The sequence below is a fragment of the Endozoicomonas sp. Mp262 genome (assembly GCF_025643335.1).
Classification (GTDB): Bacteria; Pseudomonadota; Gammaproteobacteria; order Pseudomonadales; family Endozoicomonadaceae; genus Endonucleibacter.
In genome coordinates this window covers 3,726,230-3,742,617 of record NZ_CP092489.1, presented here as the reverse complement: position 1 = coordinate 3,742,617, position 16,388 = coordinate 3,726,230, and the positions used below count along the sequence as shown (strand labels likewise).

10 protein-coding genes and 1 pseudogene are annotated in these 16,388 nt (G+C 47.7%); 4 read left to right on the top strand and 7 right to left on the bottom strand.

Going from position 1 to position 16,388, the window contains the following annotated elements; genetic code table 11:
- Positions 1 to 73 precede the first annotated feature (73 nt).
- The 4 genes and pseudogenes from MJ595_RS16255 to MJ595_RS16240 all read left to right on the top strand — a co-directional run.
- Positions 74 to 1,048: a hypothetical protein gene (locus MJ595_RS16255; protein WP_263079027.1), complete on the top strand. Its 975-nt coding sequence runs from the start codon at positions 74 to 76 to the stop codon at positions 1,046 to 1,048.
- A gap of 38 nt (positions 1,049 to 1,086) precedes the next feature.
- Positions 1,087 to 2,235, top strand: a complete 1,149-nt coding sequence (locus tag MJ595_RS16250) for an IS4 family transposase (protein ID WP_263079026.1) — start codon at positions 1,087 to 1,089, stop codon at positions 2,233 to 2,235.
- 266 nt (positions 2,236 to 2,501) lie between these two features.
- Positions 2,502 to 2,774, top strand: coding sequence for a hypothetical protein (locus tag MJ595_RS16245; protein ID WP_263079025.1), 273 nt, complete (start codon positions 2,502 to 2,504; stop codon positions 2,772 to 2,774).
- A 75-nt stretch (positions 2,775 to 2,849) separates the two neighbouring features.
- A pseudogene (locus MJ595_RS16240) lies at positions 2,850 to 3,281 on the top strand (integrase core domain-containing protein); the annotation flags it as partial.
- A gap of 89 nt (positions 3,282 to 3,370) precedes the next feature.
- Here the strand turns inward: MJ595_RS16240 and MJ595_RS16235 are convergent.
- The 7 genes from MJ595_RS16235 to ygfK form a co-directional block, all read right to left on the bottom strand.
- On the bottom strand, positions 3,371 to 4,798 hold the full coding sequence (locus tag MJ595_RS16235; RefSeq protein ID WP_263079024.1) for a hypothetical protein: 1,428 nt from the start codon (positions 4,796 to 4,798) through the stop codon (positions 3,371 to 3,373).
- A 165-nt stretch (positions 4,799 to 4,963) separates the two neighbouring features.
- Positions 4,964 to 6,280 (bottom strand): guanine deaminase, encoded by a 1,317-nt coding sequence (gene guaD, locus MJ595_RS16230; RefSeq protein ID WP_263079023.1) that lies wholly within the window; start codon positions 6,278 to 6,280, stop codon positions 4,964 to 4,966.
- Positions 6,281 to 6,396: 116 nt separating this feature from the next.
- Positions 6,397 to 9,279 (bottom strand): molybdopterin-dependent oxidoreductase Mo/Fe-S-binding subunit, encoded by a 2,883-nt coding sequence (locus MJ595_RS16225; protein ID WP_263079022.1) that lies wholly within the window; start codon positions 9,277 to 9,279, stop codon positions 6,397 to 6,399.
- Between the two features lie 2 nt (positions 9,280 to 9,281).
- Positions 9,282 to 10,073 carry a molybdopterin-dependent oxidoreductase FAD-binding subunit gene (ygfM, locus tag MJ595_RS16220; protein ID WP_263079020.1) on the bottom strand — a complete coding sequence of 264 codons (792 nt, stop codon included), beginning with the start codon at positions 10,071 to 10,073 and terminating at the stop codon, positions 9,282 to 9,284.
- 279 nt (positions 10,074 to 10,352) lie between these two features.
- Entirely contained in the window at positions 10,353 to 11,699 is a 1,347-nt protein-coding gene (locus MJ595_RS16215; RefSeq protein WP_263079019.1) for an NCS2 family permease, read from the bottom strand.
- A gap of 59 nt (positions 11,700 to 11,758) precedes the next feature.
- Positions 11,759 to 13,084, bottom strand: coding sequence for a putative aminohydrolase SsnA (ssnA, locus tag MJ595_RS16210; RefSeq protein ID WP_263079018.1), 1,326 nt, complete (start codon positions 13,082 to 13,084; stop codon positions 11,759 to 11,761).
- Positions 13,085 to 13,160: 76 nt separating this feature from the next.
- The gene (gene ygfK, locus MJ595_RS16205; RefSeq protein ID WP_263079017.1) at positions 13,161 to 16,271 is read right to left on the bottom strand and encodes a putative selenate reductase subunit YgfK; all 3,111 of its coding nucleotides are present in this window, start codon (positions 16,269 to 16,271) and stop codon (positions 13,161 to 13,163) included.
- Positions 16,272 to 16,388 lie beyond the last annotated feature (117 nt).

Below are 16,388 nucleotides of genomic sequence, written 5' to 3'. Positions count from 1 at the left end.
CAGCTTGCCAACCGGGGAAAGTAGTAGGCAGCTATTTTTTCAATGCTTAAACAGAAGGCAGCCAATCACAGGTATGATGTTGATAGCACACAACACCTTGCCAGTGAGAGGCCGCCCCATGGAAGTATGTCAGCTACGGACTGAAGCCGCCACCATTTCTTGTGATGCGATTCAACGGTTAGGCCACCAATTGCAGGCTCTGCGAGAGTCTGGCAATCCTATCAGGCACTTTGAAGAGTTTGAGCAGACCGTTAATGCTCTCTTTAATCAAGCTCAGCAAGATTTTTTAGCAGAGGCGCTGGCTGAGCTTGATATTGATACCCCAGCTATTGAGGTCAGCGGGATCACTTATAAGCAGGTGTTGCGCAGTTATAAAACCTACCAGACAGCGGTTGGTTCAGTCCGGGTTATGCGCACACTTTACCGTAACGGCAAAGAGCCGTGTATCGTGCCCATGGAGTTGAAAGCCGGGATCGTGGAAGGCTTCTGGACGCCTCGGGCTGCAAAGCAAGCTGCCTGGGTTGTTGCTCAAATGTCTCCCGGTGAAGCAAAAAGCCTCCTTGATCTCATGGGAGGTATGTCTCCCTCAGAAAGCAGTCTTGCTCGTTTCCCCAGGCAATTTAATACTCAGTGGGAACAGCACCGTGAGCCTTTTGAAGAGATGCTTATTGAGAAACTTAACGTGCCCACCAATGCGGCCACAGTAGCCGCCTCCCTGGATGGCGTTATGCTGCCCATGAAAGATGGCAAACGAGTAGAAAAGCGAGCCAGGAGCGCTTCTGAAGGCAAACGGACTCAAGGGCCGACAGGTTGCAAGGAGGCCAGTTGCGGAACTTTGTCGTTTTACGATCAACAGGGGGAGCGTTTATCAACAGTCCGCATAGGACGAATGCCAGAAACTAAAAAACTCACACTCAAGCAGTCTTTGTCAGCACTATTGCAAGAAGCGTTGCGACAAAAGCCACAGCTGTCACTGGTCAAAGTCGCTGATGGCGCCAAGGACAACTGGTCATACCTTTCCCAGGAACTACCAGCGGGTGCTCTGTAGGGGACAATTCTGAGGTAAACGTTGATCTATGAGGGAGAATGAGCTGCTTTCAATCAGTATTCTGCAAGTCCTTTACCTCAAGCAGTTTACTTTTTGTGCAGCATACTCATTCTCTGGAAAAACAGCTTAAAGCTTCTTTTAACTGGCATCAATCCCGTATTAACCTTATGGCTCTCGCCATCTTTGGCCTTATACAGGTTGGCACGGTCAGTTTGTCCCGTATAGCTCAAACGATGGGGCACCACACTGAAATAGACTCCAGACGTAAGCGCCTCAAACGTTTCCTGATGTGGAAAGGCTTCGAGCTGGATTGTGTGGCACGAATGGTTGTTGACTGGATGGTGCCTGAAGGCAACTGGATTGTGTGCCTGGATCGCTCCAACTGGCAGTTTGGAAAGTTCAAAATCAATATCATGATGGTGGCAATTGCTTATAAAGGCACTGCCATTCCTATTGTCTGGACGCTCCTTCCCAAAAAGGGCATGTCCAGCATGGAGGAACGAATCACGCTGCTGAAGCGTTTTATCAACTTACTGGGTACAGAGCGTATACAGTATTTAACCGCAGACCGTGAGTTTCGGGGTGAAAAATGGTTAAAGTGGCTGATAGCGCAGAAAATTCCTTTCCGTATCCGCATTCCAAACGACACCCGCACAATGAACCGCCATCGAACGGAAAAATTGAAAGCGTATCGATTTTTCAGTCTGAAAGTGGGAGAAAGCATGCATCTGAATCATGCACGGGAACTCTGGGGTGTTCGTGTATTTCTTTCCTGTTATCGCTCAGAGCAGGAACGCGTCATCATTATCAGCAATGAAGCAGGTCAGGAGGCGCTGGGTGACTACATGAGGCGATGGGAAATTGAGACACTATTCCAAGCTTTAAAGGGTAGAGGTTTCGATCTGGAGAGTACACACCTGTCAGACAGAGAGCGTATTGAGCGCCTGCTGGGAATTGTAACCCTTGCCTATTGTTGGGCTTACTGCACAGGAGAATGGCGTGCTGAAATTAAGCCCATCAAAAGGCTAAAACATGGACGCCTTGCCAATAGTATTTTTCGATATGGACTGGAGTGGCTGGCAAGCCTTCTGTTTGACCGTACTTCATCCAGTACAGAATTAATGTTTCATATTGAGATGTTTGGCCAGCCTGTAAGGCCAGCCACTCATTGCGACAGTAAGAGTTAGGGATAATTGTCCCCTACAGAGCAGCGGGTGTTGAGGTTATTGATTACTACCACGCAGCCGATCACCTGAAGAAAGCATTTGACCAGGCTTATGGAGAAAACAGCATCAAGTCCAAAGAAAAGTTTGTCACTTACCGACACGTCCTAAAAGAGGAACTCGATGGGGTTGAGCGCATTATTAAAGCCCTGGCTTATCAGCATAAAAAGCATCCGCGCCGCTCAAAATTAAAGACCGAGCTGGAGTATTTCAGAAAAAATCGCCAGCGTATGCGCTATGCTGAACACTTGTCGAATAACCTTCCGATCGGCTCTGGTGTGGTAGAGGCAGCCTGTAAAACCTTGGTTACCCAGCGGATGAAGTGCTCAGGTATGCGCTGGCGAAATCCGGGTGGTCAGGGCGTATTGACGCTTCGGTCATTAGTTCAGAGCCACTGGTTTGAAAATGGCTGGAAGTTATTTGCTGCAACTTATTGCGGGAAAGTCACCAAGGCTGCTACAAGCAATGTCATACCATTCCCAGAGAAAGGTGGCAGTGTTTAGTTGTGGTCAATATGAGACTTTCACCCAGTCTATTGGTTTGTAATGTAAAATTTATGGCTGTCCTAAAAAACTACTACCACAAAGACGCCGATTACCGCAGCTGATTTGCTGAATGACCGGGTGCTGCCCTTTTTTGCAGAGCAGGAGATTCCGCTGTTAAGAGTGCTAACTGACAGGGGTACAGAGTACTGTGGCAAGCTGGATAATCACGACTATGAGCTTTACCTGGCAGCCTGCGATATAGAACATACCAAAACCAAGGCGAGGCACCCACAGACTAACGGTATCTGTGAGCGCTTCCACAAAACCATTCTTAATGAATTTTATCAGATCACCTTCAGGAAGAAGGTTTACACTGATTTAACGGAACTTCAGAAGGATTTGGATGTCTGGATAGATGAGTACAACAACAAACGAACCCACCAGGGTAAAATGTGTTGTGGTCGAACACCTATGCAGACTTTGGAAGAAGGCAAAACGATCTGTAAGGAAAAACAGATAGCCTGAATCTAACCTGACGGTACAAACGACTTGAGTCGGGTAAGTGTCAGGTCAGATTGTGACTACTACATATTAATGAATATCCCTTTCTTCTTTTAAAGTGTGGGATTTACCACTCTTAAATACTCTGGTTGAATATATTGCTTAACCCGTCCAGAGGTTAAAACGAGAACATTTACCGCTATTTCTTTATCATCATAATCAACCAGAAAGTCTTCTATAAATTTTAACGTTACCGCTTGTTTCCAGGTAAGTCTATAATGCTTTGAAATACACTCTTTATGATGCTTCAATTTATGCTCCATGGCAGCATGGTCAACAAGTTTATTAAAATCAGCTTGAACTTCTCTCTGGTATTTTACTTTTTCACAATACTCATGCCCCTTTGCCAACTCTTTCTCTAATTCATAGAGATTAACTATAAAATCAGAAAAAGACCAAGAGTCAGCTTCCTGCTTCTGTTCATCATATTTCACATTAACAAAGTATGAAAAATATTCATCCCATTTCCTTATCTCTGCAAGCTGGGAGTCACTTGCAAAATTTAGCCATTTTTCTATTTTTCCCCTTCTGCCTGATAAATCATCACCTGAATCATGTTCTTTATTAAATGCTGTTAATTCACCCTTTAACTTTTTGATTTGGCTAGAGGTTAGTTTATTGTAGTTATCCCCTGTTTGATATGTGTGGTTATATCTGCCCCTATCCGGCTCTCTATCATCCCCTCCTCCACAAGCTCCTCCTCCACAAGCCTGCCATAAGCATTGGTAATCATAAGAACTGTTAGTTCCTCTTTTTTGTGATTTTCCTGATTGAGCGCTATAAGTTTGATTGCCAGCCTTCCTTCCTCCTGTACATTGGCGAGTTCCTTTAAAGCTAGTGATATGCACTTTCTGTGGCTTCTGCATACCAGTAATTCTTAACTTTCGTTTCAATTCACAGTTTTCTCCATGAAAACCATAACTGGCTAAATCCTGCATTTCTTCACCCGCAACAATACCACATAGATAAAATCCCTGAGAGGTAGGTGGGAGGTTAGAAATATCAAGTTGTAGTATCACACCGATACCTTCCATAAGGTTTTTTATGCCAAAATCATCACGAATGTAAATGAGATAGGGGACTGGAAATGCTGGCTCTGCTGACAGCATTATTGTATTTTTTCTAAAGCAGACCCGCTCTCCCAAAGGCGTGGACTCTTTGAAATAACCCATAACACGATTTAGCTCTGCTACATTTTTAAATTCTAAAGGCTTTGACAGAACTAACATGCCATCAGCATAAAGGTATCTACAGCCACTTTCATCCTTTGTGTTTTGAAACCGGATCTTGGGGCTGTCGTAAGCAAGTCGCTTATTAATCAGTTCAACCTGCTGTCCAATAGGTTGAACTAATTCAACTGTTGATGGCAAGTTTTGTGCTAAAGCAAAGAAACAAAAAACCATAGAGCCGAAAAACAGGACTGCTTGTACCGATAACCATAAGCGAACCAAACCATACACCCCATGAAGACCTTTGGTCATGAATGGTTTTAATTTTAGTCCTTTTCCGCAAATGTGGCGCAAAAGCTAATGAGCCTTCCCAGTATGTTAAAGCCCCCAATAAGCGCCTGGACTTCTTCGATTATCGTGCATTACATTCTCCCTAAGGAAGGAGCATCTGTCTCAAAAGAATCTAACCTGGATAACCTATCTCGTACAAGAATAAACCAGACTCCCATCGACGTAAGTCCGATATATATTCCTGTCATCGCCTAATGTCATTAAAACAAATAGTTTTTCATCCAGAGTCTTTGAATTATCCCAACGCAACTGCTGAACCTGGGTGGCCACAGGATCAAGCACAACAAAGTCTGCCTCTTTGCCAATATCAAAGTTACCAATGAGATCGGCCAGAAATAGCGTATGGGCACCACCCAGAGTGGCCCGGTAGAAACCTTCCAGTGCGGGCAGTTTTTCTTTCTGAAGCTGCACCACTTTATAGGCTTCATTCAGGGTTTCAAACAGGCTGAATGAGGTACCAGCACCAATATCTGTCGCCATACCCACACGTATACCCTTATTAATAGCCTTGCGATAGTTGAACAAACCACTGCCCAGATACATATTGGACGTTGGACAAAAGGCAATGGATGAATCCGTTTCAGCCATGGTCTGCCACTCTTCACCGCTGAGATGAATGCAGTGGGCATAAATCGACCGTTCACCCGTTAAGCCATAATGGTTATAGACGTCCAGATACCCTTTACGCTCCGGATAGAGTGTTTTAACCCACTTCACTTCGTTTTCATTTTCTGAAAGATGGGTCTGAACATAGGCGTCAGGGAACTCTTCCCGAAGTGCCATGGCCTTCTCAAGTTGTTCCGGAGAGGACGTAGGGGCAAACCTTGGAGTAATGGCATACAGCAACCGGTTGCGTTTATGCCACTTCTGCAACAATCGCCTTGAATCCAGGTAACTGCTTTCCGGTGTATCCTGCAATGCTTCCGGCGCATTTCGATCCATCATTACTTTACCAGATATTATCCGCATATTGCGACGATCGCACTCTTCGAACAGAGCATCCACAGATTCAGGATAAACGCTACAGAACACCATGGCCGTGGTAGTGCCATTTTTCAATAATTCACAAACAAATAGTCCGGCCATTTCCCTGGCATAGCGTTTGTTCGCGTATTTCTGCTCGGTTGGAAAAATATAGGTATTGAGCCATTCAATAAGCTGCTCACCATAAGCACCGACGGTTTCCATTTGCGGATAATGGATATGGGTATCAATAAATCCGGGTACAATTAATTTCCCCCGATAATCGCAAATACGAATATCTTCCGGTAATAACACCCTACCCTTATCCCAGGTGCCATGCCAAGCTACTTTCCCCTGATCAATCACCATTAATCCGTCGCTAATATAGCGAAGATTGTCTTCCAATTCTGTTGGGCTGTGAACGACCTGACGAACATCCAGCAAAGCGCCCCTGACCGCTTTAATTGTATTTGAAAACATTATAATGGTCTGTACCTTTATATTTTTCTTAAAACTTTTGATTCACTGCCTTTACCATGCAGCGTTGGTATTCCTGTGCTGTTGCGGCGAACTTTTGCGTTAACAAACGTCATGGGCTACATGACGCTTTCCTTTAATGCCTTCAACATCTTTTCCGGTGTGATATGCCAGTCCCTGATCCAGACACCTGTGGCATCATGAATCGCAGAAGCAATCGCTGGTGCTGCCGCATTCACACTGATTTCAGATACGGATTTCGCCCCGAAAGGCCCCACAGGGTCATTGCTGGGTACCAGGGTCGCCAGGAATTCCTCAGGAAGGTCACCCACCATAGGCGCACCATAGTCAGCAAAGTTGGCATTCACCACACGACCTTCATCGTCATATTCAATAGCCTCCTGAAGGGTATGACCAATGGCACGCATACTGGCACCATAAATCTGTCCCAAAGCCAGTTCCGGATTGATAGGCGTACCGCAATCCAGTAGCGCATGGAACTTACGCAGAGAAACTTTACCGGTGCGGGTATCCACTGCCACTTCGGCGAAGTTGGCACCATAGGGGAAGGCAAACTCACTGGTAATAAAGCTACCCTGCCCCATAAGCTGACCACAACCGGTACCACTTTCCGCATAGTGCGCAATATCACCGAAGCTGATAGAGCCTTTACTGCCTTTCACCAGGCCAGGGTATTCGACGGTTAACTCTTCAACAGTCTCTTTCAATAGATGCGCTGCGGTGTCCAGAATCTTGCAACGCAAATCTTCAGCCGCCTGTTTAGCGGCATTGCCTGAGAAGCAGGTACCACTGGAGGCATAAGCACCTTTATCAAACAGACAGTGGTCGGTATCACCGGAAACTACATGGATCTCGGAAAGTTCGGTGCAAAGTACTTCTGCCGTCAGTTTGGTCACCACCGTATCCAGCCCGGTACCGATATCTGCGCCGCCAGAATGAACGATCAAAGTACCGTCTGATGCCAGTTTGACCCAGGCATTGGCCTGATCAATATCAGGAATACCTGACTTTTGTTGCATGGTGGCTATGCCACGACCTACCTTGATATGAAGGTTATCGCTGTCCTCCTTGGGATCATGCCAGCCAAAATTCGCTGCCCCTTCTTCCAGAATACGACCCAGGGCACAACTGTGCGCCACAGGAACAGCACTGGGCAGCTTACCTTCACCTACTTTACCCAACAGATCCAATCGCTGTCCTTCATGGACCCGGTTCCTCTCAATCATGTCCAGGTGATCAATGCCCAGGACATCAGCCATCTCCGCAACGATCATCTGCACGGCAAAATTACCCTTAGGGCCGCCATAGCCCTGATAGGCTCCGGTAGGAACAATATTGGAATAGTAGGTATCAACCTTGAAACGGACATTAGGGCAAGGATAAAGAGGCAGTGAAATAGCCGGAGCATTACAGGGAACCGTCAGGGAATGATTGCCGTAAGGGCCAGTATTAAAGCGATAGTTCACATCAAAAGCGGTAATGGTGCCATCATTCTTTGCACCCATCCTGATATCAATTTCCGCCACATGCCGTGTAGACGTAGCAATAAACTCTTCTTCACGGGTGTGACGGAATAAAACTGGACGACCCGTGCTGTGAGTGGCGAAGGCACAGACTTCTTCAACCAGAATATCCTGCTTGGAGCCAAAGCCGCCACCCAAACGCTCTTTTATGACATGAACCTTGTTCTGCCTGATACCCAGCACAATGGCGATCTTCCGGCGAACATGCCAGGGCACCTGGGTCGCTGCGCGAACAATAATGCGATCACCTTCCATATAGGTGTAGCAGAGGTGCTGTTCCGGTGGCAGCTGCTGAGCCTGACGGGACTGGTAGGATCTTTCTAAAATGACATCAGCTTCGGCAAAACCTTTGTCAATATCACCGATTTCACCATGTCCACGGGCTGCAATATTCTTTTTGGGGTCACCACCAAAGGGGAAATTAAAATGAATCCGACCATCACGGGGATCGGATGATTTATTCTGCTCCTCCAGGTTATCCGGAGCACCCACGCCATAGCTGATAACACCGTTATGAACCACAGGCGCATCCTCTGCCATAGCTTCAGCGATGGAAAGTACCGGCTTGAGTACCTCATATTCAACCTTGATGGTTTTCAGGGCCGCTTCCGCCTGACCTTCTGTTTCTGCAACCACGGCTGCTACACGGTCACCATAGTGACGCATCTTCTGCCCAAACATACGACGGTCAAGGGGCGATGGTTCCGGTGCTGTCTGGCCTCCCGGCGTATAATAAACATCGGGGCAGTTACGGTAGTCAAATACAGCCACCACCCCGGGCATGGCTTCAGCTTTTCGGGTATCAATACCTGAGATAAAGGCATGGGCGTGGGGACTGCGAAGCATCTTTAATACGCAGGCATCAGGGGCCACAAAATCTTCAACAAAGCAAGGCTCTGCCTTGATAGAGCGCTCTGCATCCACCTTGCCACCGGGCTTGCCCACCTGCCGGTAATCACCGGCAAAGGAAGGAACATGATGACTAACATATTCCGGGTCTGCCATTCGCTGGCGGGCGATATCTACCGCATCAAATACCTGCTGATAGGCGCTTTCCCGCAGAAATATAGACGATAGGGTATCGATGACTTCGGCTCTGGAAGGATCAGGATGACGCTTCAGCAGATCTGAAATAAGAAGAGCGAGAGCCGGATCATTATAGCCAGACTGAATAACACCGGCATCAATCAGCGCAGATTGTACCGGGTGAAGTTTTCCGTACTCATTTAAAGATTCCGGGGTAACCACTTCCCGTCCCTGCAGCTGCGCCGCAATTAACAGAGAAGCATTGACTGTATGCCCATCAAGCAGGATAGTATCAGAACCTGCAAAACCAAAACCGTCATCACTGTTTCTGACAGAATTCATCCCCAGACGCTTTAGCAGTGCCTGAACATTTTCTCCCGCTTCTGCCTGAATCGTTTTCTGCTTGCTATTGAGGGTAAAGACGATTTCCACAATCAGTTACTCCATCCGTTAAACGTTTCCATCAGCATGCCAACCAGAACACCGCTGATGTGTTGTTTATATTCCGCACTGCCCAGATGGTTCGTTTCAGGAAAAACTGACTGGCTAACAGCTTTTTCAATCACTGCACGTTCAATAGGACTGTCTTCATTCATCAGGGCTTCAACATCATGAAGACGGATAGCCCTTGCTGACACACCGGATAACGCCAGACCAAAGTATTGTTTTCCTGCTTTTTCAGTCACAGCCAGTGCTGCGCTGACAATGGGCAGGCCTGCACAGCTTTTGGCTATTTTCTTATTCCGGCAATAGCTGATATTTGTGGGAATAAAAATGGCGGTAATCAGGCCTTGCGGCTGCTGCTGCCAGGCTTCTACTGAGATCCGCCCCCCTTCAGCGAGTTCCAGCTCTGCCCCCATGGCCAGCAACGCCGGTAGGATCTGGCAGTCCAGACTATTAATAGCAATCTCGCCACCGATAGTTGCCTGGTTTCTTAGATTACGGCTGAAAATCAGTCCCGCTGCTTCCCGAAGACCTTCTGGCAGTTCCGGAGAATCAATGATGCCCTGAAGGGTTATCATGGCACCGATTTTCCAGCTTTTGTCTGTCTGTTGAATACTGTCAAGCCGGAGGTTAAAAAGACTTATAGCAACCGTCTTATCCGTTCTGGTTGGAGTAGCATTCAGCCTTGCGCCATTGGCCATATATACAGCCTGATCACCGTACTGCTCTTTCATGTCCAGAGCCTCTTGTAAGGTCTCTGGCTGCAAAAATTCCCTGATCATATTTTGCCTTCTAATAATTAATCTAAAAAGCGTATTTAGAATATGTGTTTGGTGTTAGAGGAGCGTGAATATCCATACAGCTATTTAATAAGTTAAAACACTCGTTTGATTATCTTTTTTTTAACCACGGAGACACGGAGGCACAAAGTTTTTTGTATCTTTAAACTATAAATCTCCATGTCTTTGTGTCTCCGTGGTTAATAACAATCACTTTCGCGACACCTTCAGCGCACTGGGAACGAGGCGCTTATCTTGTATAGATATTAATACTTAGCGGCTCTAGATGCCGAAAACTACAAATTTAAGGACAAACATAATAGCCAGCGCCCAGACACTGATACTGACCTCATTGACTCGACCGGCCAGCAACTTAATCACTGGATAAGCGATGAATCCCAGGGCGATACCATTGGCAATAGAAAAGCTGAGGGGCATCATGATGGTGGTGATCATAACCGGACCCGCTTCAGTGAGATCGCCCCAGTCCACGGTTCCCAAACTACCCGCCATTAATACTGCCACATACAGTAAAGCGCCTGCCGTCGCGTAGCCTGGCACCATACCCGCCAGCGGGGAAAGGAAAAGGCAAAGCAGAAAGAGTAAGCCGATGACCACAGCAGTAAGACCCGTACGCCCTCCCACGGCCACACCAGAAGCACTTTCAACATAAGTAGTGACGGTGGGTGCACCAACGACAGCACCTATCCAGGAGGCACAGCCATCAGTCACCATCGCCTTGCTCATATTCTCCATTTTACCGTTTTCATCAGCCAGGCCTGCCTTATCGCCTACGGCGATCAGCGTACCGGTGGTGTCAAACAGGTTAACAAACATAAAGGCAACAATGACGCCAATCATATCGGGTGTGAGTGCGCCCATAATATCTAGCCTGGCGAAGACAGGACTGATACTGGGAGGCATGGAAACAACGCCAGTAAACTGCACCTGTCCGGTCACCAGGGCAATAATGGTAATAATGGCGATAGAGACCAGCACGGCGGACTTCATCTTGCGGTAACTCAGTGCCAGGATCAGGAACAGGCTCAGGCTCGCCATCACCTGGGCAAAACCGGTGATGTCGCCAAGACCCACAATGGTATCGGGGTTGGCCACCACAATACCGGCGCTCTTCAGGCCAATGAGCGCAAGGAACAGGCCAATACCTGCGGTAATGCCAATACGCAGCCCCTGGGGGATACTGCCAACAATCCACTCCCGAACCCTGAAAATACTCAGTAGCATAAAACCGATACCGCCCCAGAATACGGCACCCATCGCCTGTTCCCAGGCATATCCCATGCCTTGCACCACTGCGTAGGCAAAGAAGGCATTAAGTCCCATGCCGGGAGCCAAGCCTACAGGCCAGTTGGCGTAAAGCCCCATAACCATGCAGCTGATGGCAGATATAATGCAGGTGGCAACAAATAATGCACCTCTATCCATTCCGGCGGCAGAGAGCATTTCCGGAATAACAAATATCACATAACACATTGTGACAAAGGTGGTGCAGCCTGCAATGACCTCCATTTTCACGGTGGTGCCGTGTCTTTGTAACTGGAAGATTCGCTCAAGCAGAGAGTTCTGCCGAGCTTCTCTGGTTTTTAGATCAACATCAGTATTTAACATGAGTTCCTCAGTATCCGGCTGAAGGAGTGTGACACTCCCCCGGTTGGCGATAAATTATTTCAACTGAGATTATCCATACCTGTCCACAGCCGTCGAGCCACCTTCCGTGCTTCAGCGTAAACTGCACTGACATCAAACGGATAGTGACCGTCCTCATAAACAATAGAACCATCAATAATAACGGTTCGTACGCCACCACTGTTCATACCAAAAGTCATATGACCCGGCAGATTTTCTGCTTGCAGTGGGGTTGGACTGTTATAGTCATAAATCACCAGGTCTGCCTGATAGCCAGTTTCCAGGCGGCCAAAGTGGCCTCCAAAATTTCTTTCCAGCAGGCGGTTACCGTTATCCAGGAAGTTCACAAAGCTGTCAGGCCAGAGTGACCCACCTGCATCCCGGTGTTTAAAGAAAGCAAACTTCAGCTCTTCAAACATGTCGCTGCCAATACCATCAGTACCAATAGCAACATTTTTATAGGATGTTAGACGTTCGTTATATCCCACATGGTTATTCATATTCGAACGGGAGTTGTGTACCAGAAAAGCGTCTTTGCTATTGAGCAGTTCGATATCGGAGTCCGATAGGTAGGTGCCGTGACCAATCAGGGTTTTATGGTTGATTAAATCAAAGCTATCCAGTCGTTCAATTAACTCCTGGTCATAATGATGGCGACTCCAGGAAGCATCATACTTATCTTCCGCCACATGAATATGAAGGCCTCTGCCGGTCTCACGAACTGCATCGGATAACAGGCCCAACCCATCATTGGACACCGTAAATGGCGCATGAGCACCCATGTGTGCTTCCACCAGGTAAGGCTCATCGCCTTTCTCTCTGGCACTGCTCACCAGATGGGCGAATTCAATGTTTTCCTGCACACCGGCTTCCAGTTCTTTAATGCCACCATTACGGTCCGTGGTTTCAAAGCAGGTCATCCCTCTCAAACCCGCTTTAAGGAAAGCGTTTCGCAGTGTGCTGAGGGAGCCTTTGATGTAGGAAGGAGAAGCGTGGTGATCAATAACAGAGGTACAACCGGATTTAATTGCTTCAAGGGAACAAATGAGGCCACTGTAATATAACACTTCCTCATCAATGGCACGGTCCAGCCGCCACCAGAGATTTTTCAGGGTGCTGACAAAGTCCGGACAGGGCTTAATATCAGCCATCACCCCCCGGGACAGGCCGGAATAAAAGTGATTATGACTGCAAACCATCCCCGGCATAACCAGACAATGGCTTGCATCTATTATCCGGGCTGCTTTTGATGGGTCTATTCCTGAGCCTGTTTCGACAATCCTGTTACCATCAACCAGGATATCCATCCCCTCCTGCACCTTTGCAGGATTAAATTGAACGGCAGTGGCATTTTTTATCAGCAACATACAATTTATCCTTGTGGGTGACCATATCCATTGAGTGACACAGCCACCTTCATTATTTAGTAATGACGCAGATTATTTACTGGTAAACCTTACCCAATAGGTAGGCATGATTCCGGTGGACGTGACCGATGATCCTGGTCAGGTCTTCCAGGCCACGGGGAACCTCACTGAATTCACCCATAACATTGATATTCAGGGTATGGACTCTGTCATCATGACGCAGCCAGACCTTGTCATCCTGAATCAGGAAGCCGCTGTTGGTGTTGTTTTCAAAATCTTCCAAAAGGCTGAATACGGTGAATTTGCTCTTGTAAGGCTTGCTGTGCCAGTTACAGAACTGACCACAATTGCCGCACTCGTTGCAGTAGGCATCAAGGTGCAGCACCTGATACTTTTCTTTAAAGCCGGGAACCGGAATGGCCACGTTCGCCCGGTTTGGACAAACATCTACACACTTGTTGCAAATGTGGTTGCACTCAAGGCAGCGCTCTCCTTCCTGGCGGGCAAAGGCTTCCGTATCATCTACTGATACAGCGCTCACTGGAATCAAGCCACGCCGGGCAGCGATCATGGATTCATCTGCCAAGGGCGCTTCCATATTCTTATGCAGTGAAGCCTGATGTCGTGTAATAGCCGTATCGGTGGCTTTTCTTGCTTCCTCTATACAGCGCACCACAGTGGATGGCCCGGTATGCACATCACCAATCAGGAACACATTCTCGACACCGGTCTCTTTGCTATCGGGATTGACCGCCGCCCAGCCATCAGTGCCCATAGGGATATTCATTTGACTCAAAAGACCTGAATCTGCCTGTTCACCTATGGCAGTAATGATGGTATCCACCGCCATAGTGCAAACATCTTCAGTGGCTACCGGACGACGACGGCCACTGGTATCAGGCTCTCCCAGCTTCATGATGCGACAGGTCAACAAGCCATCTTTCGTCATGCTTTCCGGGTTGGTGAGAAACTGGAACCGGGCACCATCATCAAGGGCGTTACAATACTCTTCATGGTCTGCGGGCATTTCCTGCTCTGTACGACGATAGACGACCTGAACAGATTCCACCCCTGGCACTTTCAGGGCAGCACGGGCACTGTCCATGGCCGTGTTACCACCACCCACCACCACAACCCGACGCCCCAGATTGATGGTTTCTGGCGCTTTATTAAACTGACGCAGGAATTTCAGTGATGGTATCAGGCGACTACGATCACCTTCCAAGGGCATAGGATTACCCTTTTCGGCACCCATCCCAAGGAAAATATAGTCAAATCCGCTGGCTTTGAGACTTAGAACATCCAGCTTCGGATCACAGCCAAATTCAAACTGAACACCGTGGGCTTTCACAAAGTCAATATCCTGCCGGATTACTTCTGCCGGAATCCGGAAGTTTGGCAGCACATTATGAATAATACCGCCAGCCTCTTTTTCTTTCTCAAACACCACTACCGGAAATCCTGCACGAGCCATAAAATAAGCAGCGGACAAACCGGCAGGACCCGCACCAATTACAGCACAGCGGGCAGCCTGTTCCTGAACTGGCTTCTGCCAGGCAGCCTTATACGCCTCCCAGCCCTTTTCCATGGCAATGCGTTTCATATCACGGATACGAATTGCACCTTCGTAGTCTTTACGGGAACAGCTGAACATACACTGGTGGTCGCAAATATGCCCGGTAATACCTGGAAGCGGGTTTTTATCGTATATCAGGCTCAAAGCCTGGTGATATTCGCCCCTGGCCACTAACTGAATATACTCTGGCGCATCCTGGCCAATGGGACATGCCTGCTTGCAGGGCGCAATGGTGCAATCAATAAGCGGAGATGTTGCCTGCTGACGCCTGGGGGTCTCATGCCAGCTTTTCTCGGTGTATTCATCGTCGGTAAGTGCTTTTTCAGCCAGTACCTGCAAGGCTTGAACATCCACTGTTTCTCTGTCCCAGCTATCACTTTCTTCCAAAGCCACCGCGCAGTCACGCAGCCGCATATATCCCCCGGGTTTCAACATCTCTGTGGCCATGGTTATAGGACGGATACCGGCATTAAAAATGTCAGTCACGTTCCCTTTCCAGGCACCGCCGGAATAGGATATAGGTATTTTTCCATCAAATGCTCTGGCAATCTCGGCAGCCAGATTGATGGTTAATGGATAGAGAGAGCGACCAGACATATACATCTCGTCGCCCGACAGCCGTCCACGGTTATTGATACAGCCCAGAGTATTAGAGAGCTTTACACCAAAACTACACCCCAGATCTGCCCCCACTTTGCGAAGGCGATGGAGCATGGGAATAGCGTCTTCCATTTGCAGGTCATGGCTGAACGACTCTTCCTTCAGACCGATGTAGTTAAAACCTCTGTCGTCCAGAATACCTCGCACTCTCTGGAAGCCCAGCAGGGTTGGATTCAGTTTTACATAGGTATTAATATGCTTCTCTGTCAACATATAGTGGCAGATCGCTTCAATCTCATGGGGGGGACAGCCGTGCATGGTTGACAGCGTGACAGAACGGGCTATTTTCCCGGAAATGTCATTCACCCTACCCAGCAGTGAATCCAGCCGGTCAGCATACTTAAAGGTTTCCTGTATATCATCCCGTTTCAACCACTCTCTGGCTATCTGCTGATACCGGGCAAATTTCTCATGACCACTGCTGTCCATCATATTATCAATGAAGGTCTGCATAGGAGCCGTTTTGATGCCCTTGAGGTCATAACCGACGCTCATATTGAAAATAAAGTTTTTTTCCCGATGTTCATTTACCATGACCGGATCAAATATTTCTTCCAGTACATGAAGAATAATCCAGGCTTTCAGGTATTCATCGTGCGCTTTCGGTAGCGTAAATTCAGTAGACCATTCAGTGTTGTAGCACTCATCTTCCGAATCAATACAGGGCTTTTCCAGCTCAAGGGTGTCTAAGGTCTGGACAGTTTTCAGTTCAATAAAGCGGCCACCCGCCGCCCAGGAAGCGATGATATTCTGAGCCAGTTGGGTATGGGGACCCGCAGCAGGCCCTACGGCAGTAGTCGCTGTTTCAGAGCAGACCCGAATACTCTGGTCATTCTTTTTCCTGAACAGCAAGTCTGTGCGGATACCGAACAGAGACTGACAGGTTTTATATTCTCCGTGAATACGATCCAGCATTTCCCGGAAAGGGATGGGGCGCATGATGTCACCCATTGTATCTACTCCTTAAAATTTCAGCGGCGGCCACCTTAATAAAGTTCTTATTCGATTATGGTAAGGCTTCGTTTTTCCGCTTTTATTTTATTTCAAACAGATACATCAGAAATGGCA

Coding starts and splice junctions, on each gene's coding strand:
- MJ595_RS16255 (WP_263079027.1), top strand. CDS start 74: ATGATGTTGATAGCACACAACACCTTGCCAGTGAGAGGCCGCCCCATG.
- MJ595_RS16250 (WP_263079026.1), top strand. CDS start 1,087: ATGAGCTGCTTTCAATCAGTATTCTGCAAGTCCTTTACCTCAAGCAGT.
- MJ595_RS16245 (WP_263079025.1), top strand. CDS start 2,502: ATGCGCTATGCTGAACACTTGTCGAATAACCTTCCGATCGGCTCTGGT.
- MJ595_RS16235 (WP_263079024.1), bottom strand. CDS start 4,798: ATGACCAAAGGTCTTCATGGGGTGTATGGTTTGGTTCGCTTATGGTTA.
- guaD (WP_263079023.1), bottom strand. CDS start 6,280: ATGTTTTCAAATACAATTAAAGCGGTCAGGGGCGCTTTGCTGGATGTT.
- ygfM (WP_263079020.1), bottom strand. CDS start 10,073: ATGATCAGGGAATTTTTGCAGCCAGAGACCTTACAAGAGGCTCTGGAC.
- MJ595_RS16215 (WP_263079019.1), bottom strand. CDS start 11,699: ATGTTAAATACTGATGTTGATCTAAAAACCAGAGAAGCTCGGCAGAAC.
- ssnA (WP_263079018.1), bottom strand. CDS start 13,084: ATGTTGCTGATAAAAAATGCCACTGCCGTTCAATTTAATCCTGCAAAG.
- ygfK (WP_263079017.1), bottom strand. CDS start 16,271: ATGGGTGACATCATGCGCCCCATCCCTTTCCGGGAAATGCTGGATCGT.